The sequence below is a fragment of the Thalassotalea loyana genome (assembly GCF_030161435.1).
Classification (GTDB): Bacteria; Pseudomonadota; Gammaproteobacteria; order Enterobacterales; family Alteromonadaceae; genus Thalassotalea_G; species Thalassotalea_G loyana.
Genome location: NZ_BSSV01000002.1, coordinates 183,526 through 208,226, shown reverse-complemented (window position 1 = coordinate 208,226; position 24,701 = coordinate 183,526). Strand labels below are relative to the sequence as shown.

24 protein-coding genes and 1 tRNA gene are annotated in these 24,701 nt (G+C 40.0%); 12 read left to right on the top strand and 13 right to left on the bottom strand.

Features of this window, described 5'->3' with window-relative positions; translation table 11 throughout:
• Nucleotides 1–192 precede the first annotated feature (192 nt).
• The 3 genes from QQK05_RS06070 to QQK05_RS06060 all read left to right on the top strand — a co-directional run bounded on the left by QQK05_RS06070 (nucleotide 193) and on the right by QQK05_RS06060 (nucleotide 2,881).
• Nucleotides 193–1,158 (top strand): sensor domain-containing diguanylate cyclase, encoded by a 966-nt coding sequence (locus tag QQK05_RS06070; RefSeq protein WP_284296660.1) that lies wholly within the window; start codon nucleotides 193–195, stop codon nucleotides 1,156–1,158.
• A gap of 108 nt (nucleotides 1,159–1,266) precedes the next feature.
• Nucleotides 1,267–1,641: a BlaI/MecI/CopY family transcriptional regulator gene (locus QQK05_RS06065; RefSeq protein WP_284296659.1), complete on the top strand. Its 375-nt coding sequence runs from the start codon at nucleotides 1,267–1,269 to the stop codon at nucleotides 1,639–1,641.
• Nucleotides 1,634–2,881, top strand: coding sequence for a M56 family metallopeptidase (locus QQK05_RS06060; RefSeq protein ID WP_284296658.1), 1,248 nt, complete (start codon nucleotides 1,634–1,636; stop codon nucleotides 2,879–2,881). Before QQK05_RS06065 ends, QQK05_RS06060 begins: the two co-directional genes overlap by 8 nt.
• A 92-nt stretch (nucleotides 2,882–2,973) precedes the next feature.
• On the opposite strand, the gene QQK05_RS06055 is transcribed toward QQK05_RS06060, so the two are convergent.
• From QQK05_RS06055 to aceK, 6 genes are all read right to left on the bottom strand, one after another.
• Nucleotides 2,974–3,222, bottom strand: coding sequence for a hypothetical protein (locus tag QQK05_RS06055; RefSeq protein ID WP_284296657.1), 249 nt, complete (start codon nucleotides 3,220–3,222; stop codon nucleotides 2,974–2,976).
• 130 nt (nucleotides 3,223–3,352) lie between these two features.
• Nucleotides 3,353–5,263 carry a methyl-accepting chemotaxis protein gene (locus QQK05_RS06050; protein ID WP_284296656.1) on the bottom strand — a complete coding sequence of 637 codons (1,911 nt, stop codon included), beginning with the start codon at nucleotides 5,261–5,263 and terminating at the stop codon, nucleotides 3,353–3,355.
• A gap of 167 nt (nucleotides 5,264–5,430) precedes the next feature.
• Nucleotides 5,431–5,880 carry a ribosomal protein S18-alanine N-acetyltransferase gene (rimI, locus tag QQK05_RS06045; RefSeq protein ID WP_284296655.1) on the bottom strand — a complete coding sequence of 150 codons (450 nt, stop codon included), beginning with the start codon at nucleotides 5,878–5,880 and terminating at the stop codon, nucleotides 5,431–5,433.
• Nucleotides 5,877–6,242, bottom strand: a complete 366-nt coding sequence (locus tag QQK05_RS06040) for a DNA polymerase III subunit psi (protein ID WP_284296654.1) — start codon at nucleotides 6,240–6,242, stop codon at nucleotides 5,877–5,879. The genes rimI and QQK05_RS06040 overlap by 4 nt, the downstream gene beginning before the upstream one ends.
• 69 nt (nucleotides 6,243–6,311) lie before the next feature.
• Nucleotides 6,312–6,388: transfer RNA gene (locus QQK05_RS06035), tRNA-Trp, on the bottom strand.
• Nucleotides 6,389–6,500: 112 nt separating this feature from the next.
• On the bottom strand, nucleotides 6,501–8,231 hold the full coding sequence (gene aceK / locus QQK05_RS06030) for a bifunctional isocitrate dehydrogenase kinase/phosphatase (protein WP_284296653.1): 1,731 nt from the start codon (nucleotides 8,229–8,231) through the stop codon (nucleotides 6,501–6,503).
• Nucleotides 8,232–8,479: 248 nt separating this feature from the next.
• Between aceK and queA the strand changes: the two genes are divergently transcribed.
• From queA to secF, 5 genes are all read left to right on the top strand, one after another.
• Nucleotides 8,480–9,529 (top strand): tRNA preQ1(34) S-adenosylmethionine ribosyltransferase-isomerase QueA, encoded by a 1,050-nt coding sequence (queA, locus tag QQK05_RS06025; protein ID WP_284296652.1) that lies wholly within the window; start codon nucleotides 8,480–8,482, stop codon nucleotides 9,527–9,529.
• Nucleotides 9,530–9,595: 66 nt separating this feature from the next.
• Nucleotides 9,596–10,726 (top strand): tRNA guanosine(34) transglycosylase Tgt, encoded by a 1,131-nt coding sequence (tgt, locus tag QQK05_RS06020; RefSeq protein WP_284296651.1) that lies wholly within the window; start codon nucleotides 9,596–9,598, stop codon nucleotides 10,724–10,726.
• A gap of 36 nt (nucleotides 10,727–10,762) precedes the next feature.
• The gene (yajC, locus tag QQK05_RS06015; protein ID WP_284296650.1) at nucleotides 10,763–11,095 is read left to right on the top strand and encodes a preprotein translocase subunit YajC; all 333 of its coding nucleotides are present in this window, start codon (nucleotides 10,763–10,765) and stop codon (nucleotides 11,093–11,095) included.
• A 60-nt stretch (nucleotides 11,096–11,155) separates the two neighbouring features.
• Complete coding sequence (gene secD / locus QQK05_RS06010; RefSeq protein WP_284296649.1) at nucleotides 11,156–13,006, top strand: protein translocase subunit SecD; 1,851 nt, start codon at nucleotides 11,156–11,158, stop codon at nucleotides 13,004–13,006.
• Nucleotides 13,007–13,023: 17 nt separating this feature from the next.
• Nucleotides 13,024–13,971, top strand: a complete 948-nt coding sequence (secF, locus tag QQK05_RS06005) for a protein translocase subunit SecF (RefSeq protein WP_284296648.1) — start codon at nucleotides 13,024–13,026, stop codon at nucleotides 13,969–13,971.
• An 87-nt stretch (nucleotides 13,972–14,058) separates the two neighbouring features.
• Here secF and QQK05_RS06000 read toward each other — a convergent pair whose 3' ends face one another.
• Together QQK05_RS06000 and QQK05_RS05995 are read right to left on the bottom strand one after the other, a co-directional pair.
• A complete protein-coding gene (locus QQK05_RS06000) occupies nucleotides 14,059–14,538 on the bottom strand; it encodes an AAA family ATPase (RefSeq protein WP_284296647.1) in 480 nt (159 codons plus the stop codon).
• 37 nt (nucleotides 14,539–14,575) lie between these two features.
• Nucleotides 14,576–15,028 carry a hypothetical protein gene (locus QQK05_RS05995; RefSeq protein WP_284296646.1) on the bottom strand — a complete coding sequence of 151 codons (453 nt, stop codon included), beginning with the start codon at nucleotides 15,026–15,028 and terminating at the stop codon, nucleotides 14,576–14,578.
• A 241-nt stretch (nucleotides 15,029–15,269) separates the two neighbouring features.
• On the opposite strand from QQK05_RS05995, the gene hutC reads away from it, so the two are divergent.
• The 3 genes from hutC to QQK05_RS05980 are packed head-to-tail and all read left to right on the top strand — an operon-like array spanning nucleotide 15,270 to nucleotide 19,501.
• Nucleotides 15,270–15,971, top strand: coding sequence for a histidine utilization repressor (gene hutC, locus QQK05_RS05990; RefSeq protein ID WP_284296645.1), 702 nt, complete (start codon nucleotides 15,270–15,272; stop codon nucleotides 15,969–15,971).
• 20 nt (nucleotides 15,972–15,991) lie between these two features.
• Nucleotides 15,992–17,491, top strand: a complete 1,500-nt coding sequence (gene hutH, locus QQK05_RS05985; protein WP_284296644.1) for a histidine ammonia-lyase — start codon at nucleotides 15,992–15,994, stop codon at nucleotides 17,489–17,491.
• Between the two features lie 9 nt (nucleotides 17,492–17,500).
• The gene (locus QQK05_RS05980) at nucleotides 17,501–19,501 is read left to right on the top strand and encodes a urocanate hydratase (RefSeq protein ID WP_284296643.1); all 2,001 of its coding nucleotides are present in this window, start codon (nucleotides 17,501–17,503) and stop codon (nucleotides 19,499–19,501) included.
• 73 nt (nucleotides 19,502–19,574) lie between these two features.
• Here the strand turns inward: QQK05_RS05980 and QQK05_RS05975 are convergent, their stop codons facing one another.
• On the bottom strand, nucleotides 19,575–20,021 hold the full coding sequence (locus tag QQK05_RS05975) for a hypothetical protein (RefSeq protein WP_284296642.1): 447 nt from the start codon (nucleotides 20,019–20,021) through the stop codon (nucleotides 19,575–19,577).
• On the bottom strand, nucleotides 20,008–20,799 hold the full coding sequence (locus QQK05_RS05970; RefSeq protein ID WP_284296641.1) for a DUF1194 domain-containing protein: 792 nt from the start codon (nucleotides 20,797–20,799) through the stop codon (nucleotides 20,008–20,010). Before QQK05_RS05970 ends, QQK05_RS05975 begins: the two co-directional genes overlap by 14 nt.
• A gap of 281 nt (nucleotides 20,800–21,080) precedes the next feature.
• On the opposite strand from QQK05_RS05970, the gene QQK05_RS05965 reads away from it, so the two are divergent.
• Nucleotides 21,081–21,908 (top strand): hypothetical protein, encoded by an 828-nt coding sequence (locus QQK05_RS05965; protein ID WP_284296640.1) that lies wholly within the window; start codon nucleotides 21,081–21,083, stop codon nucleotides 21,906–21,908.
• A gap of 60 nt (nucleotides 21,909–21,968) precedes the next feature.
• On the opposite strand, the gene QQK05_RS05960 is transcribed toward QQK05_RS05965, so the two are convergent.
• The 3 genes from QQK05_RS05960 to QQK05_RS05950 are packed head-to-tail and all read right to left on the bottom strand — an operon-like array spanning nucleotide 21,969 to nucleotide 24,600.
• Nucleotides 21,969–22,592, bottom strand: a complete 624-nt coding sequence (locus QQK05_RS05960; protein WP_284296638.1) for a chromophore lyase CpcT/CpeT — start codon at nucleotides 22,590–22,592, stop codon at nucleotides 21,969–21,971.
• 29 nt (nucleotides 22,593–22,621) lie between these two features.
• A complete protein-coding gene (locus tag QQK05_RS05955; protein WP_284296637.1) occupies nucleotides 22,622–24,085 on the bottom strand; it encodes a sensor histidine kinase in 1,464 nt (487 codons plus the stop codon).
• Complete coding sequence (locus QQK05_RS05950; protein ID WP_284296636.1) at nucleotides 24,058–24,600, bottom strand: heme NO-binding domain-containing protein; 543 nt, start codon at nucleotides 24,598–24,600, stop codon at nucleotides 24,058–24,060. The genes QQK05_RS05955 and QQK05_RS05950 overlap by 28 nt, the downstream gene beginning before the upstream one ends.
• Between the last annotated feature and the right edge of the window lie 101 nt (nucleotides 24,601–24,701).

Below are 24,701 nucleotides of genomic sequence, written 5' to 3'. Positions count from 1 at the left end.
ATCAGTAGTTAATCACTAACTTTTTACGCTTTTTTCAAAATTGTTGATGAATAACTTAACGTGCTCTGGGCCTTTGGTGCTTTCGTTGCCAAATAAGTCATGAAATTTTTCATTTATTCTATACTTAAACAAAGATGAAACTTGACGGCCCTCACCGGTGAAGAGCTGCGTTAGGTGGTTTAAGGAGGCACATTGCTCAAACCTGAATATCTAGAAAATGAACTAGAGCGTTTGCAAACATTACATGCACTGAAAATACTTGATACTGAACCAGAAGAGCGTTTTGATCGGTTAACGCGTATGGCGAAACGACTGTTTGATGTGCCTATCGCACTTGTTAGTTTAGTTGATGATAATCGTCAATGGTTTAAATCGTGTTTTGGTTTACCTGTGCAAGAAACTGATAGGGGTGTTTCATTTTGTGGCCATGCAATTTTATCGTCGGAGTGCTTGGTTGTTGAGGACGCCACTAAAGATAACAGGTTTTTTGATAATCCTCTGGTAGCGGGTGAACCCAATATTAGATTTTATGCAGGATACCCACTCAAAGGTATTAATGGAATGAAGCTCGGTACTTTCTGCATCATAGACGATAAACCGCGTGTCTTTGACAAGGAAGATATGCGTGACTTTGAAGATTTGGCGGTCATGGCTGAACGCGAATTAGAAGCTGTTCAAGTATCAACGCTAGACGAGCTCACCGGCATTACAAATCGACGAGGATTCAATACGTTATCTGAATTTAGCTTCCAAATGTGTCGCAGGATGAACGTAGATTTATCCTTGGTGTATTTTGATCTAGATAAGTTCAAAGCAATCAATGACACCTACGGGCATAAAGAAGGCGATGACGTGTTAATTGCGTTTAGTTTTTTATTGTCAAAAGAACTGCGAGAGTCAGATGTTTTGGCGCGGTTGGGAGGAGATGAGTTTGCTGTGCTTTTTACGGGGGCAAATATTCATCAAACTCACCGCACAATTAAACGGTTTCAACAGACCTTAGATGAATTCAATAAAAATAGCGGTAAACCTTACGACATTGAATTTTCTCATGGAGTCGTGAGTTATGTTCAATCGGCCCATGGTTCAATTGAAGCGTTAATAGAAGATGCTGACAAGCAAATGTATGAGCGCAAAAAGCAACAGGGAAAAGGTTAGCGTTCAATCTCCAAACAATTCTTTCGTTTTAGATCATAATTTAAGCTTGACTTAGATGATTACAAGTGTAATCTTTAATTAAGGATTACATTTGTAATAGTTAAAGTTATGGTCGAAATAAGTAAAGCTGAGTATGAAGTTCTTGAGGTCATTTGGCAAAAGAACCCTATAAGTGCTGTTGAAATTGTTGAACGGTTAAATACAGATCGTCAGTGGCATGAAAAAACAGTAAAAACTTTGTTAAATCGTCTGGTAAAAAAAGAAGCGCTGGGGTTTGAAAAAGAGCAACGTCGCTACCTTTATTTTCCATTGATAGAGCGTGAGAGCTATCAGCAGCAAGAAAGCCAATCATTAGTTCAACGACTCTTTAGTGGTAAGTTATCGCCACTTGTCGCTGGGTTTGCTAAGCAAAACCAGCTCGAAAAAGAAGATGTTGAAACATTAAAGGCACTCATTAAATCATGGGAGCAAGAAAATGATTGATTGGCTATTAGAGGTACTTGTGCCATTTACTGTTATCGCTGGCATGTTGATCTTATCTCGGAAAACTTTATTACCGTACATAGGAAGTCAAACATATTATCGTTTGTATCTATTTATTCCTTTTACGCTCGCATTGCCGTTATTGTCGATACCTAATTGGTTTATTCCATCGGAAACCTCCGCTCAAATGGCGAAAATGTTAGTTATTGCTAATGAGCAAATGACTCGGTATTCGGTTTACGATATCGCTTTATATTTGTGGCTTACCGGTTTTTGTGTATTTTTCGGTTATTTAATGGTTAATCATTATTTGCTTGTTAAGCAAACAAAGAATTGGCGCCAATTGACTGAAACACCATTAACTAGCGATGTAAAGGGACTTCGTTATCGAGCAAGTGAAGACGTTTTTAGTCCAATGCTAGTGGGACTCATTAAACCAACACTAGTGATCCCAGAAGACTTCGAGCAACATTATTCGAAGGAACAGCAGGCGCTGATCCTTGAACATGAACTCTGTCATTTTCAACGAAATGACTTAGTGTGGAATGCGTTTGCGCTAATCTTATTAGCGCTAATGTGGTTCCATCCATTGGCATGGTTAGCGTTTCGCTATTATCGCCGTGACCAAGAACTTTCCTGTGATGAAATTGTGTTGGCGCGCAAACACACCACTAGCAGGATCAACTACAGCAAAGCATTAGTAGTCGCAGCCCAGCTAACTGTGCCTGTAGGCTTTGCCCAATTGTCCTTTAAAGAATATGGAGATAAAGACGTGATGTTTGAACGTATACATTTTATTAAAAACAACCCTAAAGGTTCTATGATTGCTTCACTAGCAGTAATGGCAGTGTTAATGATGAGCCTATCTGCAATGAGTTTTGCAGGTAGCGGTGCTAAAATGACTAAAGCCGGTGGTTCAGAAGTAATGCCGGTAAAACGCATTGAACCTGTTTACCCGCAAAAAGCGGTCGATAAGAAGTTAGAAGGCTCTGTTGTCTTGAAATTTGATATTACACCGAAAGGTGATGTTGAAAACGTATCTGTGATTAAGGCAACACCGAAAAAAGTGTTCGACAAGAGTGCGAAAATTGCTTTACGTCAGTGGAAATATAAACCATCTAAAGCAGGTATGAAAAACTCATTGGTGCAACTAGACTTTCTACTAGGGCCAAAGTCACAAACGTCATTTAAACAGGTTGAGCAAATTAAAGTGACGAATAGTCAAAAAACAGCTCACTAAGAAAAACTTCCCTTAAATCAAACTCATGTAAAGTTTTCTCGATTCTCTTTTGAGTTGAACTTTATGTGAGTTTGCTCCGTTTTATTTCCCATCTAATTTGCTTGCTGAAACAGCTCTGAAATACATACTAATTCATCATGACTTAACACGTAGTCAGTAACATGCTTTGGTTGAGGTGCAACAGCATTGAGTTGCTCGGCAAGTAGTGCTGCACATTGTGATATTGTGTTTGGCGTTAATTCTGCCAATTGAGCGATGGCTTGCTCTGCTATTCTACGAGCACTTTCAGCGTGATTGCTGTTTACCAAATTTGAATATTCACTAGTTACTGCTTGCATCATTAACTCCTTAGCCTGCTGTAACTTATGATAAAAAGTTGACCTTTCTATTTCTGTACCTTCTTGGTAAATGATTGTTATTAGTTGTAACGAGAAAGGGAGCCGCTGGCTCCCTGTTTGTCATCTTCGTTAGCTATTTTTTACTAAACTGTGCAATGAGACCATCGAGATCTTGTGAAAGCTCCTTAAGAGTTTCTGCTTCATCAGCGATATGCTGAACCATTTCTCTATTTTCAACAGCCGTTGATGTCATTCCTTCCATGTTAGAGTTAATGTCGGTTAACGTAATAGACTGCTGTTCTGTCGCCGTCGCTACAACATGGGATGTATCAGTTATCTTGTGGGTTAATTCAACTGACATTGCTAAGTTTTGGCGTGCTTGATCAATAGAGTCAGACGTGTTTTTCGATTGTTCGATAATGCCTGTGATTTCACTTGCAACTGACGCAGAAGAGGTCTGTAATGTTTCCATTATTGCTTGGATTTCAGTTGTCGAGTTTGCTGTTTGCGCCGCCAAGTTTCGCACTTCATCTGCTACAACCGAGAAACCACGACCATGTTCACCTGCACGAGCTGCCTCGATAGCAGCGTTCAACGCCAATAAGTTTGTTTGTGCTGAAATGGTTTCTATAACCCCTAATGCGGTTCCAATTGTTTCCGTATTTGCTGTCAGCGATTCTATTACTGCAGATATGTCATTAATTTTTTCAGCAAGGGCGGCAATGTCTGTCCCTGTTTGTTCAATGACCTGTTGAACGTTCGATTCATTTGCTTGAATGTTATTGGCAATATCTGAGGCTTGTAGGGCGTTTTCAGCAATTTCAGAGACGGTTTCCCCTATTTGGCTTAATGCTGTTGATATGTGCTGCGTATTCTCGTCATTTGCGATAGAGCCGGAAATACTTGTGTGTGCATCGGTGTTGAGTTTAATTGCTATCTCACGCAGTCGTTGACTGTTTTGTGCAATGTTAACGAAAACAGCTTCTAGTTTACTAACAAACTGGTTGTAACCTTTTGCAACGGCAACCATCTCTTCTTGTCCTGATTCCGGCAAGCGGTAGGAGATATCTGCCTGGCCTTCACCCATCTCTTTGAACATATTAGCAAGTCGTGCGATAGGTAAGGTAATACTCTTGGTGATGAAAAAGGCGATGAAAGCAGCAATCAATACAATAATAAATACTGAGATCATAATTTGTGTGCGTGATTGGTCTATCGCATGAAAAATTTCTGCTCTTGGGACTTCTGCAATGACATACCAGTTTGCACTTGGCACATGACTTGAGGCAACAACAAGTCCATCTTCTAGTAAGGCTTCTGATAGATTGTAATTTGACTGTCTTAATAGACTTTGCGTGTTGACAGGATAAATGTCATTGATTGATTTACCAACCAATGATTTATTTTTGTGAAGTTGAATAGTTCCTTGGCCATCAACCAAGTATACAAAGCCTGTTTCTTCAATTTTAAAACTTGCCAGTGAGCTAGCCATATCTTCAAATGATTTTGCGATACCCGATAGTCCCGCACCATTGACTTGTTGGTAATTAATGAATACATCAATTTTCGCGGAATCAGGGTAGTGATATAAGCTCGCACTGGTCTCTAGGCCGCTATCGCGATAGGCATAGAACCAGCCATCGATATTGTCATTATTTAATTTTCGAAGAAAACCATCTTGATTCCAATACATAGCAGAAGGGCGATCTGCAAATGACGCCGCACTTAAGTCGAAATCTTGTGCCGTTTTTTGAAGCTTACGAATAAGCAGTTGTTCACCTTGTTTGCTGCGACCGTTAGCGTTCCAGTCTAGAATGAAATTATCAGTAGCAATATGTTTAGCTATTGCTGACATTTCACCAATTTCCGTATTGACTTGCGCACCAATGTTTTGAATGGTAGATGGTATTTCATTGTTTAGCATTCGATCTTCAATTACCGAGCGAGCAGTTAATTGACTGAATGCACCAACTAATAATGCCGTCACCAGCACAAGGCTGATTAACGAAACAAAAATTTTGTTCTTGATGGATAAATTTGTCATGGGCGATTCACAAAAGGTAATGTCAAACTAATTTAATTTTAACAAATCCTGCGAGCTGGTTTAGCTAAAAAAATGTTTAACTTATTAATAGGGTATTAAAAGAATGTGAATAGTAATATTTATCAGATGGTTGGCAAGTGTTTTTTTGCTAATTTATCGCAAATTAATCAGCTCTTGAGGTCTTTTCTCATAACTATTGCATCTTCGTAACCAATTTCCTTTGGGTAATATCCTGTCCTTCGTCCCGTTTCAACATAACCTAATGTAATATATAACATTTGCGCACTTATATTACTGGCACGTACTTCTAAGAAAGACGTTACACAATCGAGTGAAGCCGCATGATTAATATAGTGCTTTAGCAGCGCTTTACCGTAACCTTTACCCTGATGAGTTGGGGTGACACAAATATCCATAAGCGTTGTTTCGCCGACGATATTATCAGCAATATAAAAACCGACGATTTGATTGTTTAACGTAGCAGAAAAGCCGAAATATCGTCCGCCAATACAGCTTCTCAATAATTTTTCATTCCAAGGGTGGCTGTGGCAGGCATTCTCGATTGGCATCAATGTTTCAACACATTGCTGAGTCACAGGTTTAAAAGACAGGTTCATGACGAGGTCTTGCTAATGAGTTGCCAGAGTTGTTGTTTTAGTTGTGGCGACTTCGATAATTTATCAAGCGTTGGCGTTGTAAGTTGTGAAGCCGTCATTTCACATGATTCAACATCAGCCATGTGCCAGTTCAATAACCCAAGGTCCAAATGACCCGCAAGCAGACTAATTTGATCTGGTGTGATCGATAATGCCAACAATATATCTTGAAAAAGCTGAGAGTCGAGTAATTGCAAAAAGTCTTCGTTGGTCAACTTTATTGTTACTGCTGTATCAGATTCAGTGGTGGATGCAGATCTATTTTGCCAAAGTGAAATTCCAATCTCATTGAGTTGGTCATATTGTCTTTGCGTAAGAGCCATAGTATTGCTGCGTCAAAAAATGAATTTGTATACTAGCGGAAAAATTTGGAAATAAATAGAGGGAAGAATTGGCAGGGGTAGAGAGATTCGAACTCCCAACCGTCGGTTTTGGAGACCGCTGTTCTACCAATTGGAACTATACCCCTGCAACAAGCGAGCATTATACGTATGCTTTTTAAAAGGTAAAGAGTAAATTTACTAATTTTTACCGTTCGCTTAATTTCTAAACATATTGGCTAATTCTTAGCTTAGATTTAGCTAACATCCGTAATATTGACAAAAACGGATGTCACTTGGATACGGAAAAACATCTTCAATTACCCCATCAGCAACATTTTTTTGAGCTTGCTGCCAGTATGGGGCTGAAAGCAAATCTTCATGATGTTTGTTAAATAGCTCTCGGTATTTGGGGTTTGCTAACGCAAACACGGCCAGCTCTTCAGGAAAAACATCGCCGGGATTTACCGTGTACCATGGCTCTGACGCATATATTTGTTCTTCAGTTTTTGGCACAGGTTTCGTTCTAAAGTTAACTTCATCCATGTAGGTGATTTCATCGTAATCATAGAAAATTACTCGACCATGACGAGTTACGCCAAAGTTTTTCAGCAACATATCACCAGGAAATATATCTGCGGCAATCAGTTGTTTAATCGCTTGACCATACCCGAAGAGCGCATCTTCTTGTTCTTCCTCCGTTGCGTCAGCTAGAAATAGGTTTAACGGTGTCATTCGGCGCTCAATGTACATATGCTGAATCACCACCAGGCCGTCTTCAAAGCGAATTAGTGATGGGGCGACTTTTAAAAGCTCATCCAGCAATTCTTGGCTAAAACGTGACTTTGGAAAGGCAACTTCGGAGTATTCCATTGTATCTGCCATTCGCCCAACACGATCGTGAAGTTTAACAAGTCGGTATTTATCTTTAACTTCTGCTTTAGTGACGTTTTTCGAAGGCGAGAATTTGTCTTTTATTATTTTAAACACGTAAGGGTATGAGGGTAGTGTAAACACCGACATGACCATACCTTTGATACCTGGCGCCAAGATTAAGTCATCATCACTATTTGATAGGTGATTTAAGAAGTCACGGTAAAACTGGGTCTTACCTTGTTTGTGATAGCCAATGGCAGAATACAACTCTGCTTTTGTTTTGTGAGGAATTAACTTTTGTAAAAATTCAACTAACGCAAACGGATGCTGGCAATCGACAAAGAAGTAAGCGCGAGCAAAACCAAAAACAACCGCCATTTCTTCACTTTCGCTTAGCATAGCATCGAGTACTAAACCACCGCGTTCATTGTTAATTAGTGCAACAATAAATGGCGTTTCACCTGCAGGCGAATTTACTTTACCAATGACGTAGGCGCCTTTATTGCGATAAAAAACAAAATCTAGAATATCGAAGGACATTTCTTTTGGCGTAAATCGTGTTTTTGCAGACTGTTGATAAAAGCGATCGACTAGAATATCGACATCTCGTTCGAGATCTTCGTATGGGATATCAAAACCCGGTTTGGTCAGAATATCTGAAATTGTCTGTTTTAAACCTTTTTCAGCAGGAAAATAGCGCGTGTATAACTGTGCTTTTGCTACAGGTTTACTCTCATTGGCCGTCGTTTTAACAAATATGTAGTCGTTAAAGTAGTATTTGCGTTCGAATAGATGGCAAAAGATAGAGTTGTAGAAACTCTCAGCTAAGTCAGGTTGAGGGTGAGACGATAATAGGTCAACATAGGATTGCTTAACTCCTTGCCAAAGTTCACAGTCTAGCGCTTCTATTTCAAAATCATGTTTGAGTGTTGTTAAGGTTTCTTTTACGCGAATATCATAAAAGTCGGTACGCTTTTTTGCTGCTTGGTGGACGTCTTGCCACTGACATTGTTCAAAACGTTGTTTAGCACTGCGAGTTATTTCAGTGAAAAGGAAGATATGGCGTTCAAAGCCATTTAAAATGGTCTTGGCAATGGCATAGGCTAAATTATTCATAACGACTCAATATTGTTAGTTTAAACAAAGAGCAAAACGCTCTAGATTCAAGCCTATAAAACTGCTCGGCGAGGCGAAAAGTTATTTGGTGAATGGTTATCATAAGCTAAGTTTATCGCTACAGTGTATAATGTCTTTTTTCTAAGCAACATATTAACTGCGAAAAGTCACACTTTTATCTTGATATTCTCCATGGCTAACACTAGACTAGCGCACGATTTTCACTTGTCAAAAAACCAGATAAAACCATGCGTGTAGCCGATTTTTCATTTGAATTACCTGAACACCTAATTGCTCGTTACCCTAAAGCACAGAGAACTGCTAGCCGCTTAATGGCATTAGACGGTAACAATGGTGAAATATCTCATCAACATTTCCCAGATATTCTTGAGCATCTGCAAGCTGGTGACTTACTTGTGTTTAACAATACTCGCGTGATCCCTGCTCGTATGTTTGGCCAAAAAGCTTCAGGAGGAAAGCTGGAAGTTTTAGTTGAACGTATTTTAGATGAGCATAGTGTTCTAGCTCATATACGATGCAGCAAATCACCAAAGCCTGGCAGTGAGATCATTCTAGAAGGTGAAGTCAATGCAACAATGGTCGCTCGACACGATGCGCTATTTGAGTTGAAATTTTCCGGCGATGAAAATGTCTTAAATATTTTAGAACGCATTGGTCACATGCCGCTTCCGCCATATATTGATCGCCCTGATGAAGACAGTGATAAAGAGCGTTATCAAACCGTTTACAATGAAAAACCAGGTGCTGTTGCTGCGCCGACTGCTGGTCTTCACTTCGATGATGAGCTATTAGAGCAAATTAAAGCGAAAGGTGTCGAACTCGCATTCGTTACATTGCACGTTGGTGCCGGCACATTCCAGACCGTTAAAGTGGATGACGTGAAAGATCACGTTATGCATGCTGAGTATGTTGAAGTTAGCGAAGAAGTCGTACAACAAATTAACAATACAAAGGCTCGTGGTGGTAGAATTATTGCCGTTGGAACGACATCTGTTCGCTCGCTCGAGAGTGCTGCTATGGCAGCGAAAGAAGCCGATACTGAGTTAAAACCATACTACCAAGATACGAGTATTTTTATTACTCCAGGTTACCAGTGGCAGCTTGTAGATGGCTTAATTACCAACTTCCACTTATCGGAATCTACCTTACTTATGTTAGTCAGCGCTTTTGCTGGCTACGAGCATATCATGGCTGCTTACAAAGAGGCTGTAGCACAAGAATATCGTTTCTTTAGCTATGGCGATGCTATGTTTTTAACGCGTAAATCTTCGTTATAGATCGCGCTATACTTTATTTACTTTACAAACCATCAGCCTGTTTCGCTGGTAGGTTAAGGAATAAACATGAAATACGAATTATTGAAAACCGACGGCAAGGCACGTCGTGGTCGATTAACTTTTGATCGTGGGACCGTAGAAACTCCTGCATTTATGCCAGTAGGAACTTACGGCACTGTTAAAGGAATGAAAACCGAAGAAGTTGAAGATATTGGCGCTGAGATTATTCTTGGTAATACCTTCCACTTAATGCTTCGCCCTGGTACCGACATTATCGAACAACATGGCGACTTGCATGACTTTATTAACTGGGACAAACCAATCCTCACGGATTCTGGTGGGTTCCAAGTATTTAGCTTAGGTAAAATGCGAAAAATCACCGAAGAGGGGGTGAAGTTTAGTTCGCCTGTTAACGGCGAGAAAATTATGCTTACTCCTGAGCGTTCGATGGAAGTGCAACGTAAGCTTGGCTCAGACATCGTAATGATTTTTGATGAATGTACGCCATACCCTGCGACACACCAAGAAGCAAAAGATTCAATGGAACTTTCACTTCGTTGGGCACAGCGTTCTAAAGATGCACACGAGGGTAATCCAAATGCGCTATTTGGTATCGTTCAAGGTGGCATGTATGAAGATCTTCGTGAAATCTCGGTAAAAGGCTTAAAGTCCATTGAATTTGACGGTTATGCAATCGGTGGTTTATCTGTCGGTGAACCAAAAGAAGACATGATCCGCATTTTAGATCACACCACCCCCTTGATTCCTGAAAATAAGCCCAGATACTTAATGGGAGTAGGGAAGCCTGAGGATTTAGTTGAAGGCGTACGTCGTGGTATTGATATGTTCGACTGCGTAATGCCGACACGTAATGCACGCAATGGTCACTTGTTTGTAACAGACGGCATAGTCAAAATTCGTAATGCACGTCATAAAACGGATACGGGCCCATTGGATCCTGAATGTGATTGCTACACGTGTAAGAACTATTCGCGTGCATATTTACATCATTTGGACAAGTGTAATGAGATTTTAGGTTCTCAGTTAAATACGATTCATAACTTACGTTTTTATCAACGTGTTATGAAAGGTTTGCGTGATGCTATTGAGCAAGGTAAATTGGACGAATTTGTTGAAGAATTTTACGCCTTGCGTGGATTGCCTGTGCCGCCATTAGCTGGCCAGGAATCAGAGTAATTTAAATTTAATATAGAAGTATAAAAAGAGGAAACTATGGACTTATTTATCAGTAAAGCACATGCCGCAGCAGCGCCAGCACCGGGTGCAGGTATGGACATGTTAATCATGTTACTTGTTTTTGGTTTAGTGTTTTATTTCATGATTTACCGCCCACAAGCTAAGCGTGTAAAAGAGCACAAGAGCCTTATGTCTGCACTTGGCAAAGGTGACGAAGTGTTAACACAAGGTGGCCTAGTAGGTAAAATCGCAAAAGTTTCTGACGAAAAAGACTTCATTGTAATTGCGATTGCGGAAGGTACTGAAGTAACAGTACAAAAAGCAGCTGTATCTGCTGTATTACCAAAAGGTACAATGAAAAACTTATAATCAAATAGCCGCGTTCCTCGCGGCTTTTTGCTTTTTCAAAGATAGATTTAGGATGAAATTGTGTTAAACAAGAATCCAGTATGGAAAACCTTGCTAGTACTTTTCATTGTTGCCATAAGCGCGCTATATGCTTTACCAAACTTATATGGTGAAGACCCAGCAGTGCAAATTTCTGGTTTACGTGGCTACGTAGCTAACGAAACGACGATGACAACAGTTGAAAGCACTTTAAATGAAAACAACATCACGTTTATGCGTGCTGAGCTTGAAAACGATCAAATTTTAGTTCGTTTTGAAAATACAGAAGCTCAGTTAAAAGCACGTGATTTGCTTGATGAAAAAATTGGTCAAGAATTCTCAGTAGCGTTAAACCTTACGCCAGCTGCCCCTGAGTGGTTGCAGTCAATTGGTGGCACACCAATGAAGTTGGGTTTGGATTTAAGTGGTGGTGTTAGCTTCTTAATGGAAGTCAACATGAACGAAGCCATTTTAAAAGCTGAAAACTCAATGGTAGGTGACTTTCGTTCTGACTTACGTAATGAAAAAATCCGTTACCGCGGTGTGAAACGCACTGACAACGGCATCGAGATTAAATTACGTAACGCTGAAGACTTAGACGCCGCAGAGACTTTTCTTTCTCGCCAGTACCGTGATTTAACGTTTGTTGAAAACAGTGATGAGCTAACGCTTCTTGCTAATATGACTGAGCAAAAGCTTAAAGAAACTCGTGATTATGCACTTCAACAAAACATCACGATTATTCGTAATCGTGTAAATGAAATCGGTGTAGCTGAGCCATTAGTTCAGCGTCAAGGTCAAAAACATATTGTTATCGAATTACCTGGTATTCAAGATACGGCCCAAGCTAAGAAAATCTTAAATGCGACAGCAACCATTGAATTTAGAATGGTAGACACTGAAGGTGACTTAAACGCCGCGTTAAATGGTCGCGTGCCAGCTAGTTCACAGCTATTAAATCAACGTGATAACAACCGTCCTATCTTATTGAAAAAGCGTGTTATGTTAACGGGTGATCATATTGTTGATGCAAAATCTGGCTTTGACGAATATTCACGCCCACAGGTAAACATTACCCTTGATTCACCAGGTGGTAGCAAGTTCTCGAATGCAACTAAAAATAACATTGGCAAGCCAATGGCGGTTGTATTTATTGAATACAAGCCAACAAATCGTGTTGATAAAGACGGCAATACTATCTTTGAGAAAGTTGAAGAAGTTATTTCAGCACCAACAATTCAAGCACGTTTAGGTAAGAGTTTCCGTATTACGGGTGCTGGTTCTCAGCAAGAAGCGCATGATTTAGCCTTATTACTTCGCGCAGGTGCATTGATTGCGCCTATTCAAATTGTTGAAGAGCGTACCGTAGGTCCATCATTGGGTGCTGAAAACGTACAACTGGGCTTACAAGCTATCATCATTGGTTTAGCGGCTGTTGTTGTTTTCATGGTGATTTACTACCGAGCATTTGGTCTTGTTGCTGATATGGCACTTACCGTTAACCTAATAATGATTATTGGTATTATGTCGATGATACCTGGCGCTACATTAACGTTACCGGGTATGGCGGGTATCGTACTGACCGTAGGTATGGCGGTTGACGCCAATGTACTTATATTTGAGCGTATACGCGAAGAGCTTCGTGCGGGTAAATCAGTGCAACAAGCGATTCATCAAGGTTATGATGCTGCATACTCAACCATCCTAGATGCGAACATTACCACATTGATTGCTGCGTTTGTTTTATACGCTGTTGGTACAGGTCCTATTAAAGGTTTCGCAGTAACATTATCAATCGGTATTATTACTTCGATGTTCACAGCTATTTTACTCACACGTACTATTGTTAATGCGGTTTGGGGCGGTCGTCGCCTTGAAAAGCTTCCGATTTAAGGGCGAGGGACTTTATTATGCAAATTATTAATGTAGATAAACCTATCGACTTTATGCGACTTCGAAAGCCTGCACTTATGCTAAGTGTTTTGGTGATGATCCTTTGTGCCGTTTCTTTAGCAACGAACAAGCTTAATTTGGGTTTGGACTTTACTGGCGGTACGTTAATTGAAGTAGGCTTTGAACAACCAGCTGATTTGAACCAGTTGCGTAGCGTATTGGACCAGAATGGCTACGACGACGCTGTTGTGCAATTGTATGGTAGCTCGAAAGATGTTGTTATTCGTTTAGGTGTACGTGACGATGTTAAACCTGAAACATTAGGTGACCAAGTTCTTGCTGTACTCAAAGAAGGCACAGGCCAAAGTATTGATATGCGACGCATTGAATTCGTTGGTGCAAGTGTTGGTGAAGATTTAGCAGAGCAGGGTGGTTTAGCGATGCTAACGGTACTAATTTGTATCTTAGTATACGTATCATTTCGATTCGAATGGCGATTTGCTATTGGCTCTGTTGTCGCACTATTTCACGATGTATTACTGACCTTAGGTTTATTCTCGGTTTTAGGTTTACAGTTTGATTTAACTGTACTAGCGGCGTTGCTTGCGGTTATCGGTTACTCACTGAACGATACGATTGTTGTATCTGACCGTATCCGTGAAAACTTCCGTAAAATTCGCGATGAAGAAACCGAGCAAATTATCAATATCTCATTGACGCAAACGTTGGGTCGTACATTTATCACTTCAATAACAACAATCTTAGTATTGTTAGCGTTATTCTTTAAAGGTGGTGAATTAATTCACGGTTTCTCAACAGCGTTATTATTCGGTGTTGTAATTGGTACATATTCTTCTATCTACATCGCAAGCTCGCTTGCGCTAACATTAGGTGTTTCGAAAGAAGACTTAATCCCAGAAGTTGTAGAGAAAGAAGGTGCAGATCAAGAACAAATGATGCCTTAGTCATTATTGATTTATATGAAAAAAGGCGATGTGTTATCCACACATCGCCTTTTTTATTAACTTTAAAAATAATCTCGACCAAAGATACTAGCGATTGCTAGTTATTTCTTTTTTGTCGCCAACAAATTCATCAAACAAGGCTCTATGTGCGTGATAGGAGAATGTATCTTGTCGCTCAGTATATTGAGCAATCCAATCAATTAGCATGGCTAGATTGGCGTCTTGTTCCGCTTTGCTGGCGTACTTGTGAGGCTCCCATGGTCTTTTCTTGGCATTGCTAATGCAATCAGCTATCGGTAAGTTTAAAAAAATAATTTCACTTGCGTATGGCAGAACTATAGAGAGTAAATCACTATAACACCCTTCAATTACCCAATTTTTGTGACCTTTAACAAACTCATTAATAGTAACACTAGACTGGTCAAGCGACATTCGTTGAGGCGGTGATGTCGGTAGCCAAGCAATAGTGTCTAAATCAAGATGAGCTAGCTGATGGGAGTCTGCTAAGCGTTTAGCAAGCGTAGACTTACCTGCGCCAGAGTTTCCAAATATTACGATATTTGCCAATTTGAACTACCTCGTTTATTGATGTTTATGGCACAGCTTAAACAAATTGAAAATCTACCTGAGCGGTATTGTGATCAACCATTAAGTTTTTAAGGTGTGATTCTATATTTTCTTTGCTATCAGCTAACTGAAAGTCAAACCCATTACCATTGCCATCGATAATGATAGATAGCCAGTTATCGCTAATTGCGACTTTCGAAATCCGCTCAATTTCAATGGATTTAGCTTGGTGCAATGTAATGATCGGGAATGGGTGAACCGAACGAATAACTAGCGAGTCTTCTTTGCGCTTGATAAGTTCGTCGAGATTATTTCTACGCTCAAACTTGTCAGAAAAGCGATACGCAAGCATCAACGCACAGATAAAATACATCATAGAGGTTAATTCAAAGTCACCTTCAACTAAAAGTGTTCTCGTCCACCTTGCGAAGAAGAAACCGGCGATGGCGTAGAGGAAAAAGTTTGCGTATGTAGTGAAAAATTTAATCATTTTAATCCCTTAATGTTTTTATTTGTCCATTGATTAACGCTTTAATATTCGAACTTAATTTACCATTTATTGGGCAAAACACAATAATGTAAATAAAATGTTAATTTTAGGGGCGAGGAGATGAATAAGCCGATCGAATAGCCCCAAAAAGTCCCCAAACATTGGCTTGTATATACAAGTTTTTTGTGCCAAACTCTAGCTTAATATTGATTGTATATACAAGTGGGTTGTCTAAATCATTATGTCAGTACCTAAGTTTGTTGAAATTAAACAATACATTTTTAAGAAGATAGAAAGTGGCGAGTGGCCAGCTAATCACAAAGTCCCATCTGAAAACGAATTGTCAGAGCTATTTAGTGTTAGTCGAATGACTGCAAGAAGGGCTTTGCAAGAATTAACAGACGAAAATGTGTTGTTTCGCACACAAAGTGTCGGCAGTTTTGTTGCAAGTTTTAAATCGCAGTCATCACTACTAGAGATTAAAAACATCGCAGATGAAATTCGTGACAGAGGCCATCAGTATCAAGCTGATCTCATTCAGTTAGTTGAAGTTACTCTGCCTGATTCGTTGTTACCCCTGTTCGGGTTGAAACCAGAAAATAAAGTGTTTTATAGTGAAATATTGCACTTTGAAAATGGTCAACCTATTCAACTTGAACAGCGTTATGTCAATGCCAAACTTGTGCCTAACTATTTGGCACAAGACTATAATCAAACGACCCCACATGAATATCTATCAAATGTAGCACCGTTAACGGAAGCAACTCACGAAATAGAAGCTATTATTGCTACATCACAAATTAATCAGTTGTTGGCTATTTCAAGTCATCAACCGTGCTTACAAGTAAAACGACGCACTTGGTCATCAGCCGGTGTCGTTAGTTTCGCTATTTTGACTTCGCCGGGTGATAAGTATCGCTTAGGTGGTCATCTTACGTTTTAAAGAAAATTTAGGAGAATATCGTGACGTTTAAATATGGTATCGATCGTCTTGATCTTGACACTGTAAACGGCATTGCCAACGGCACTATTACTGCAGAGTTAGCTCAAGCTGCCAAAGAACAGATTAACAACAGTCGTCAAAATGTTGAGAAAATGGCCAACTCAAATGAGGCTGTTTACGGTATTAATACTGGCTTTGGCCCTTTGTGTGATACACAAATTTCACCTGAAGAAACTCATTTATTGCAAAAGAACTTGTTGATCACCCACGCTGTTGGTGTCGGTGAGCCGATTGCAAAATCTATTTCTAAATTAATGCTAATCACGAAAGTGCACGCATTAAGTCAGGGTTTTTCAGGGATTCGTTTAGAAGTCGTTGAACGCATGTTAGCGTTTATCGAACTGGATTTAATCCCAGTTGTACCAGAGCAAGGCTCTGTAGGTGCATCTGGTGATTTAGCACCTTTATCTCATTTATTTCTACCTTTAATTGGTGAAGGCGAGTTTTGGTTGGACGGTAAAAATGTACCAGCAGCTCAAGTGTTAGCCGACAACAATTTAGCACCACTTGAATTGCATGCTAAAGAAGGCTTAGCGTTAATCAATGGTACGCAATTTATTTTATCTCATGCCATTACTGCATTAACCAAAATGCGTTATTTACTCGATCTAGCTGATTTAGCAGGTGCAATGAGTATCGAAGGTATGCAAGGTAGTGAGTCACCATTTAGAGCTGAACTGCACAACACCCGAGCGTTTATAGGTAATTTAGAAGTAGCGAGCAGAATGCGTTACTTCTTCAAAGATTCGCAAAACATGGCAGACCATGAAGAATGTGATCGCGTACAAGATCCATATTCATTGCGTTGTATTCCGCAAGTACACGGTGCATCTCGGAATGCTTATTACCATTTAAAAGAACTTGCTGAAATTGAGATGAACTCAGTAACCGATAACCCAATTGTTATCAGCTCTGAAGAAGCGATTTCAGGCGGTAGCTTCCATGGTCAACCATTAGCTATGGTGCTTGATTACGCGACAATCGCCGCGGCAGAATTAGGTAATATCTCTGATAGACGTTGTTACTTGCTTCTTGAAGGTTTACACGGTTTACCACGCTTATTAACAACATCTGGCGGCTTAAACTCAGGCATGATGATCCCACAATACGCAACTGCGGCATTAGTGACAGAAAACAAAGCGCTTTGTTTCCCTCCGTCAGCAGACAGTGTACCAACGTCAATGGGACAAGAAGATCACGTATCTATGGGTAGTATTTCTGGTCGTAAACTAAACCAAGTTTTAGGTAACTTAGATAAGATTTTCGCAATTGAATTAATGTACGCAGCGCAAGCCATCGAATTTAGACGTCCTAACGTTTGTTCAGAAATTATCGAAGAAAACTTCGCTTTAATCAGAACGAAGGTTGCCAAACTTGAAGAAGATAGATTATTAAAGCCTGACATTGATGCCATGGTTGAGCTTGTTAAATCACAAGCCTTTAACGTAACAGCACATTAGGAGAGGAATATGAATTTCGAAGATCAAATTAAACAAGGTATTCCTACTGAGTTACCACCAGCTAAGCCATACCTTGAAGGCCTGAACCGCGCGCCGAAGCGCAAAGACATTTTAACGAATGATGAAAAGCAATTAGCGGTTCGTAATGCTTTACGTTACTTTCCAAAAGCATGGCACAAAGAGTTAGCGGCTGAGTTCGCACAAGAGTTAAAGGATTTCGGTCGTATCTACATGTACCGTTTTAAGCCAAATTATGAGCTAAAAGCGCGCAGCGTAAATGACTATCCAGCTAAATGCCAGCAAGCGGCAGCAATCATGCTGATGATTGATAACAACCTAGATCCCGCTGTTGCACAACACCCAGAAGAGTTAATCACTTATGGTGGTAACGGTGCTGTATTCCAAAACTGGGCACAGTATTTATTAGCCATGAAATATTTAAGCGAGATGGCGGAAGACCAAACGTTACACATCTACTCTGGTCACCCTATGGGTTTATTCCCGTCATCAAAAGATGCACCTCGTGTTGTAGTAACTAACGGTATGATGATCCCGAATTACTCTAAGCCAGATGATTGGGAAAAGTTTAATGCCTTAGGTGTTACGCAATATGGTCAAATGACGGCGGGTTCATTCATGTACATTGGGCCACAAGGTATTGTTCATGGTACGACAATTACGGTAATGAACGCATTCCGTAAGGTATTAGAAAAAGGTGAAAGTCCTAAAGGCAAAATCTTCTTAACTGCTGGTTTAGGTGGAATGAGTGGTGCGCAACCTAAAGCAGGTAATATCGCTAACTGTATTACGGTTTGTGCTGAAGTTAATCCAGCTGCCGCGACAAAACGTCACGAGCAAGGTTGGGTTGATGAGCTTATTGATAACATGGATGATTTAGTAAGTCGTGTTAAGCAAGCCCAAGCGAATGAAGAGGTCGTTTCTATCGCCTTTATCGGCAACGTTGTTGATGTTTGGGAAACCTTCTATGAACAAGAGATTTTTGTTCATTTAGGCTCTGACCAAACGTCGCTTCATAATCCGTGGTCAGGCGGTTACTACTCGGTTGGTATTAGTTATGAAGAGTCAAATAGACTTATTCGTGAAGAGCCGGAAGCATTCAAAGTTAAAGTACAAGAAACATTAAAGCGCCATGCAGATGCAGTTAACAAACACACTGCTCGTGGTACTTATTTCTTTGACTACGGTAATGCCTTCTTATTAGAAGCATCACGCGCTGGTGGTGATGTAATGGCTGAGAACGGTATTGATTTTAAATATCCGTCATATGTTCAAGATATCCTTGGTCCTATGTGTTTTGATTACGGCTTTGGTCCATTCCGTTGGGTATGTACATCAGGTAAACCGGAAGACTTAGACAAAACTGACGCGATTGCTGCAGCTGTTCTGAATAAGATTATGGCGGAATCGCCTGAAGAAATTCAGCAACAAATGCAAGATAACATTACGTGGATCAACGATGCTAAGCAAAACAAGCTAGTTGTTGGTTCACAAGCTCGTATTTTATATGCTGATGCACAAGGTCGTATCGAAATAGCTAACGCGTTTAATGATGCGATTAAACGCGGTGAAATTGGCCCTGTTGTACTTGGTCGAGACCATCATGATGTTAGTGGTACAGATTCACCATTCCGTGAAACATCGAACATTTATGATGGTAGTCGTTTTACTGCAGATATGGCGATTCATAACGTTATTGGTGATAGTTTCCGTGGTGCTACGTGGGTTTCTATTCATAATGGCGGCGGTGTTGGCTGGGGCGAAGTAACCAATGGTGGCTTTGGTATGCTACTTGACGGTTCTGATGATGCCAAACGTCGGTTGAAGTCAATGTTAATGTTTGATGTTAATAATGGTATTGCGCGTCGTAGTTGGGCACGTAATGAAGAAGCTAATTTTGCGATAAAACGTGAAATGGAGAGAACGCCTAAGCTTCGAGTGACACTTGCTAATGTTGTAGATGATGACATTTTAGATAACTTGTCATTTTAGATTGCGTGTAAAAAGGCAGGGTAACCTGCCTTTTTTGTTTCTGAAAGGGTGACATCCTTGTCTCACGGTGAGGTTAACGCATTTGTGCTAACTCGATAGACGGATTGGTAATTTGATACGTTATCGTTTTGTAAAGCACATTGTCTAAATAGATTTCCATTTGATATACACCCACGACATCATCGATGTCTGTTCTCAAAAATACAGCTCCTCGCTTTTGTATATACATAGGTTTCCCCATTAATTTGCGCGGCGCTTCACCTTGGTTTCCCGGTAAAATATGGACTGAACTTAGTGTGAAAGGCGTATTCTCTTCGTTAGTTACGACCAAACCATAAAGTGCCGGCTCGCCATTGTAGGTTAGTGGGATTTCTTTCGTTTTCTCGAAACCAACTGGCTCACCAATGTCATTATGTAAAACAAGACCAAAATCTAGGTTGTAATCTTGTGCATGAACTGTCGCAAAACCACTTAATGCGACCATAACTAAACTTGTTAACGAACGATTAAACTGTTTCATGAGTGTTCTCCTTAGCAAGTACTCTTGAGCCAAAAATACAAATTAACGCAATGATAAATAATACGTTTGTACCTGGGGCAGGTACTGTTATCGCGCCAGCAGGTCTACTGCCTTCAATCTCTGCAACAATCTTATTCTCAATGGCTTGCTGAAAGTCTTGAAAATTTGTTGTTGCTAATAAAAATGGGCTGTCGCCGTTGATCACTTGTGTCGTGTATTGATCAACTACCGACTGGCGTTGTGTTATGACAATGCCGTTAATCGTATCTATACCGTTCGCTATTGCATCGTTTGAAGCTGCAGATACCGAACGACCTGAATTGTTAGTGCCGTCGCCCGAGATATCGATAATTTGCTCGAATCCTTCGTATTCGTTGCTGTCAAATAAAGGGGCAGCGAAATCGATAGCACTACCTATAGCCGTCCAACCAGAAAATGGTCTTGCTAAACCACTGATGTCTTGTGCAAAGTCATCTGCAGACTGAGCCGAATTTATCAGACTCCAATCGATCATCACTTGCTGTTGCGAACTACCGGACCACATGATCAATTGAACTGCTATTTGACCTTCCGTTCCGTTGATTATTGCATTTTGCAGACGGTCGCTCTCAAATGCAGCTTGGTAGCCAAGCATTTGCATATCGTATTCCGAACTGCTGATACTGCCAGAGATATCAACTAAAAGTGATAGTTCTATATCTACTGGTGTCACTGCTAATGCCTTGGGTACAGCCAGTAAAGAGACTGCCAACACACTAGATGAAATAAGAGACTTCATTACAACCTCCAGCTCTCACCGATTTACGTTGTTTTAGCTATCGCAATAGCCAAGCCAATTCGTTAAAAGTAAATAAAATCAGTAATTTATGTTTTTAGCGTTTCGGCTGAGTTGCAGTTTGCATGATTATTTGTTGCATTTTGCAATGCATCTTGCTCAAAAATACATTGGAAAATATTTAAGGTGTTGTTTTGTTTGGGTTTTTATCTTTGGCTAGCAATTTGCAACATCAGTTTCAACACGAAATGTGAGTTAATAAATGTAAGTGTGAGGGTAGGATTATGAGTGCATACTACAGAAAAGAACGCTACAAAAGAAAAGCCTCATTAAAAGAGAGCATTATTAAGTTTGTTGTTATTTTGGTATTTATCGTTGTCTCTACAGGCGTTAGTTTACAACTATGGTACAAAACAACCTTGTTACAAGATGACTTAAGAGAGCAAAAGGTTGTCATTAATGCTCAACTTAATGAGTTAGAAATCTTGAGAACGTTGAACCCTTACCATGTCGAAAGCAATGAAGTGTTGGCGAAAGCCGTTGAAAATGCTGACTTATACCCAGGTTGGATCACGCGAGTCTATCCGGTACCTGATAGAAAAGAACAGATCTTCCATGCGAATGACATTGGTTCGTTTGTAATGAACGAAACTCGTTTCACACTATCGAGTCATAAAAGATATGGAATCGCTGATTCTGACTCGAGCATGTATCGCCTGAATGGATTATTTCCGAGCCACAAACCAGGCCGATTACAAGTAGCAGTAGCGTTTTACCTGAAAGGCACAAAAACGCAAACCAAAAGTGATGCGATGAGTCAAATTGGTTCATGCTATGCTCGAATTGATATTAACCGTAAGCGTGTAATCGACCATCAGTTACACGTGGTCACAAAGTATGAACAAAAGCAGATTTTTACAGGTAATGTAGATTTAGAGATGGGATTATACCCAATTAGCGCAATTTTCTATTGCGATAAAAAATCTGACTTTAGCGGTGATGATGTAGAAGTTGCGATTTCATTTAGAAACCCACGTCAGCAGTCATTAACGACAAGCCGTCACTCGATATTTCATATATATAAGCCGGATAACATCACGGCTAAGTTATAAGACTTATCAATAACCAAAAAAAGCGCTCACAAGAGCGCTTTTTACTTATCTAATCTTAGGTTACTTCACCGAGTAGTTTTTTACTTTATCAAAAATATAAGGACCTTGAATTGCACCCCAAACCTGTTTGTCAGCTTCGTCGAAACCTTGATCCCAGCTTGTTAATACATCTGACTTTATCTCAACATGAGATGTTGCATAGCTCGCCCCACGTAATTTGCTCGAACAGTGTTTTTCGTCTGTTGAACCGGTATACGTGTCTGTGGTTTTTTCATGCGTGATATTGATATGGCAACCCTTTCTTATTAAGAGAGAATCAGGTGTTAGCCCTTCGAGCTTCTCCAAATGTTGCCAAGCACCAACCACGGCACTTGGATTTGGTAATGAGTAAACGGTGCTAATGTATTTGTCGCCTTGTTGCTCAAGCTTGTATATCCGCTGACGGTAAGGCTTATCGAGGCTGGTTGCAACGGCTTGTTCAACGTATAACCAAATAGCCTCTTTACTGTCCGGCCAAATTTGAGCCATTTCAAGGTTGATATTGTAGTAGCTTTCGTTACTTATCGATTGTGCTTTACTGTTGAATGAGCCTGTCATCCAATCAGCTAACTTGGTTAAGTCATCTGCGTGCGATAACGAGGGAATAGTTAAAGCCAAAGTCGCGATAATTGAGCGTAAATTCATTAGTGTCCTTGTTATTATTATGTGCTTCGTTAGGTAGGGAATCTTAGTGTAAAGGTTGTTCCAATATCAAGGGTAGAGTTGACGGAGATATTGGCATTGTGTTTCTCAATAATCGCATAAGAGACACTTAAGCCAAGTCCAGTTCCTGAGCTTTCGTCTTTCGTGGTGTAAAAAGGCTCAAAGAGACGCTTAAGATTTTTAGGTTCGATACCACACCCTGTATCCGTTACTGTAACTTCCACTGCATCACCAACTAGGTTACTCGTTACTGTCAATTGACCTTTTTCTGTCATCGCATGGGAAGCATTCACGAACAAATTGACAAAAACTTGTTGAAGTTGGCCGAAGTTGCCATAAATTGGTGGTAACTCATCAAGCAACTGAACTTCAAGTTGATGTTCGTATTTCATTTGGTTCCAAACCATTTCTATCGCAGATTTAATAACATCATTAATCTGGGTATCACCAAAGTCAGTTTGTTCTTTACGAGAAAACGTTTTTAAACTATTGACGATTGCTGCGACACGTTCAACCCCATTTTTACAGGCATCAATTAATGCGGGAGTATCCTCTCGAGTAAAGCTGAGTTCGCTTTGAGCTAGCACGTGGCTGTTATCGGTATTTTTGGCAAGTTTTGCAAATGCGTCTTCGTATATCTGGAGGTAATCCTTTAACACATCTAAGTTGCTGGTGACATAACCAATAGGGTTATTAATTTCATGTGCTATCCCGGCAGAGAGTTGTCCTAATGACGCCATTTTATCGGTATGCGCTAATTGCTTTTGGGTTTTTTCTAGCGTAGCTAACGTGTGTTTTAGTTTTTGGTTATTGTAGGATAACTCAATTTCTGTCATGCGTTTTTTTATCGCAGTTGAAAAATTTTGCCCTGATACCTTTAACGTTTTTTTAAAATCTTCACTGTAGCAGTAGTGATTAATATCAAGGAAAATTACGCGCTTTTGTGAACTTGATAATTCGATAATGTAAAACAAGAGTGTATTGTTTCTTAACAGCTGATTAAACGTCGAAGGACTATCTAGTTCTTTACGGTGCCATTGCTGTGGCTCGTACTCTAGGACGCTATATAATGTTGTCGAGAGGCCTTCAGACGGCTTGATGAGCTTCCAATCTTCATCTGGCCCACCAAGTGTCATTAACTGCCAGCTGTCCTTTGTTAAGGTTCCTAGAAGGACCGGGCAGTTTTCCAATAGTTTTTGTAAGCCACGGCTATAAGAGTCAAACATCTCTTCAGGTTTTTTATCTGAGATGATGTCTTTATTCAAAATTCCCAAGAATTGCAGTTGAATTTGACGAGACTGGGCTTCTTCGAATGCTTTTAAAAAATCTTTATTTTCAGCTAGCCTTTGGTTGGCTTTTTCGTCAAGTTTAACTTCGAGCTTTTTCTTAGTATTTCGTTCGCGAATTAAGGCTTTTTCTAATAGCTCGATCTTGCGTTGATAGTCACTTATTGTTTCTGAATGCGTATCAGACAATGTTCATCTCCCTCGAGCATACATTGATTTTGACAAAGCTCTACTTTTTGATTGAAGTGTTCAGCAGCACCTAAAATAAGTCCTTCAGCAAAGTGACACATTTTACGTTTCGACATATAACGAACCACCAAGGCGTCATCACTTGGTTGATCATACAAAAGCGTTGGTGTGTAAGCTAACGGATCTGCTTTTTGCACTTCAGTGTGAATAATTGAGTCAACTGCACGAATAAATTCAAACAGTTCATCGATATGCTCAACATGTTTGATCGTTAATGACAACAAGGTTTCAAAGAAATACTTACCAAACGCCCTGTAAAGGTCTGGTGCAGGAGTATTTAACTGTTTAGACAGTGCTCCGGCTATTTGGAAAAACTCATCATCATCGTAAATTTCAGTCGCTAAAAACTCGCCGTTAGACGGAAGCTCGCAAGCATCTATGGCTTCTAACCAATCGGTTAACGAATAGTGCTTTTCAACAAATTCAGCTAACCCTGTAAAGACAGCACCTTTCATTTTCCACCATTTAAGATTGATTATTGGATTAATTACATTATATCTTAATTACTATAATGCTAGCACATCTTAAAGCAAGTCATTAATTTACCAAGAAATAG

Coding starts and splice junctions, on each gene's coding strand:
- QQK05_RS06065 (WP_284296659.1), top strand. CDS start 1,267: ATGGTCGAAATAAGTAAAGCTGAGTATGAAGTTCTTGAGGTCATTTGG.
- QQK05_RS06060 (WP_284296658.1), top strand. CDS start 1,634: ATGATTGATTGGCTATTAGAGGTACTTGTGCCATTTACTGTTATCGCT.
- QQK05_RS06055 (WP_284296657.1), bottom strand. CDS start 3,222: ATGATGCAAGCAGTAACTAGTGAATATTCAAATTTGGTAAACAGCAAT.
- QQK05_RS06050 (WP_284296656.1), bottom strand. CDS start 5,263: ATGACAAATTTATCCATCAAGAACAAAATTTTTGTTTCGTTAATCAGC.
- rimI (WP_284296655.1), bottom strand. CDS start 5,880: ATGAACCTGTCTTTTAAACCTGTGACTCAGCAATGTGTTGAAACATTG.
- QQK05_RS06040 (WP_284296654.1), bottom strand. CDS start 6,242: ATGGCTCTTACGCAAAGACAATATGACCAACTCAATGAGATTGGAATT.
- aceK (WP_284296653.1), bottom strand. CDS start 8,231: ATGAATAATTTAGCCTATGCCATTGCCAAGACCATTTTAAATGGCTTT.
- queA (WP_284296652.1), top strand. CDS start 8,480: ATGCGTGTAGCCGATTTTTCATTTGAATTACCTGAACACCTAATTGCT.
- tgt (WP_284296651.1), top strand. CDS start 9,596: ATGAAATACGAATTATTGAAAACCGACGGCAAGGCACGTCGTGGTCGA.
- yajC (WP_284296650.1), top strand. CDS start 10,763: ATGGACTTATTTATCAGTAAAGCACATGCCGCAGCAGCGCCAGCACCG.
- secF (WP_284296648.1), top strand. CDS start 13,024: ATGCAAATTATTAATGTAGATAAACCTATCGACTTTATGCGACTTCGA.
- QQK05_RS05995 (WP_284296646.1), bottom strand. CDS start 15,028: ATGATTAAATTTTTCACTACATACGCAAACTTTTTCCTCTACGCCATC.
- hutC (WP_284296645.1), top strand. CDS start 15,270: ATGTCAGTACCTAAGTTTGTTGAAATTAAACAATACATTTTTAAGAAG.
- QQK05_RS05980 (WP_284296643.1), top strand. CDS start 17,501: ATGAATTTCGAAGATCAAATTAAACAAGGTATTCCTACTGAGTTACCA.
- QQK05_RS05975 (WP_284296642.1), bottom strand. CDS start 20,021: ATGAAACAGTTTAATCGTTCGTTAACAAGTTTAGTTATGGTCGCATTA.
- QQK05_RS05970 (WP_284296641.1), bottom strand. CDS start 20,799: ATGAAGTCTCTTATTTCATCTAGTGTGTTGGCAGTCTCTTTACTGGCT.
- QQK05_RS05965 (WP_284296640.1), top strand. CDS start 21,081: ATGAGTGCATACTACAGAAAAGAACGCTACAAAAGAAAAGCCTCATTA.
- QQK05_RS05960 (WP_284296638.1), bottom strand. CDS start 22,592: ATGAATTTACGCTCAATTATCGCGACTTTGGCTTTAACTATTCCCTCG.
- QQK05_RS05950 (WP_284296636.1), bottom strand. CDS start 24,600: ATGAAAGGTGCTGTCTTTACAGGGTTAGCTGAATTTGTTGAAAAGCAC.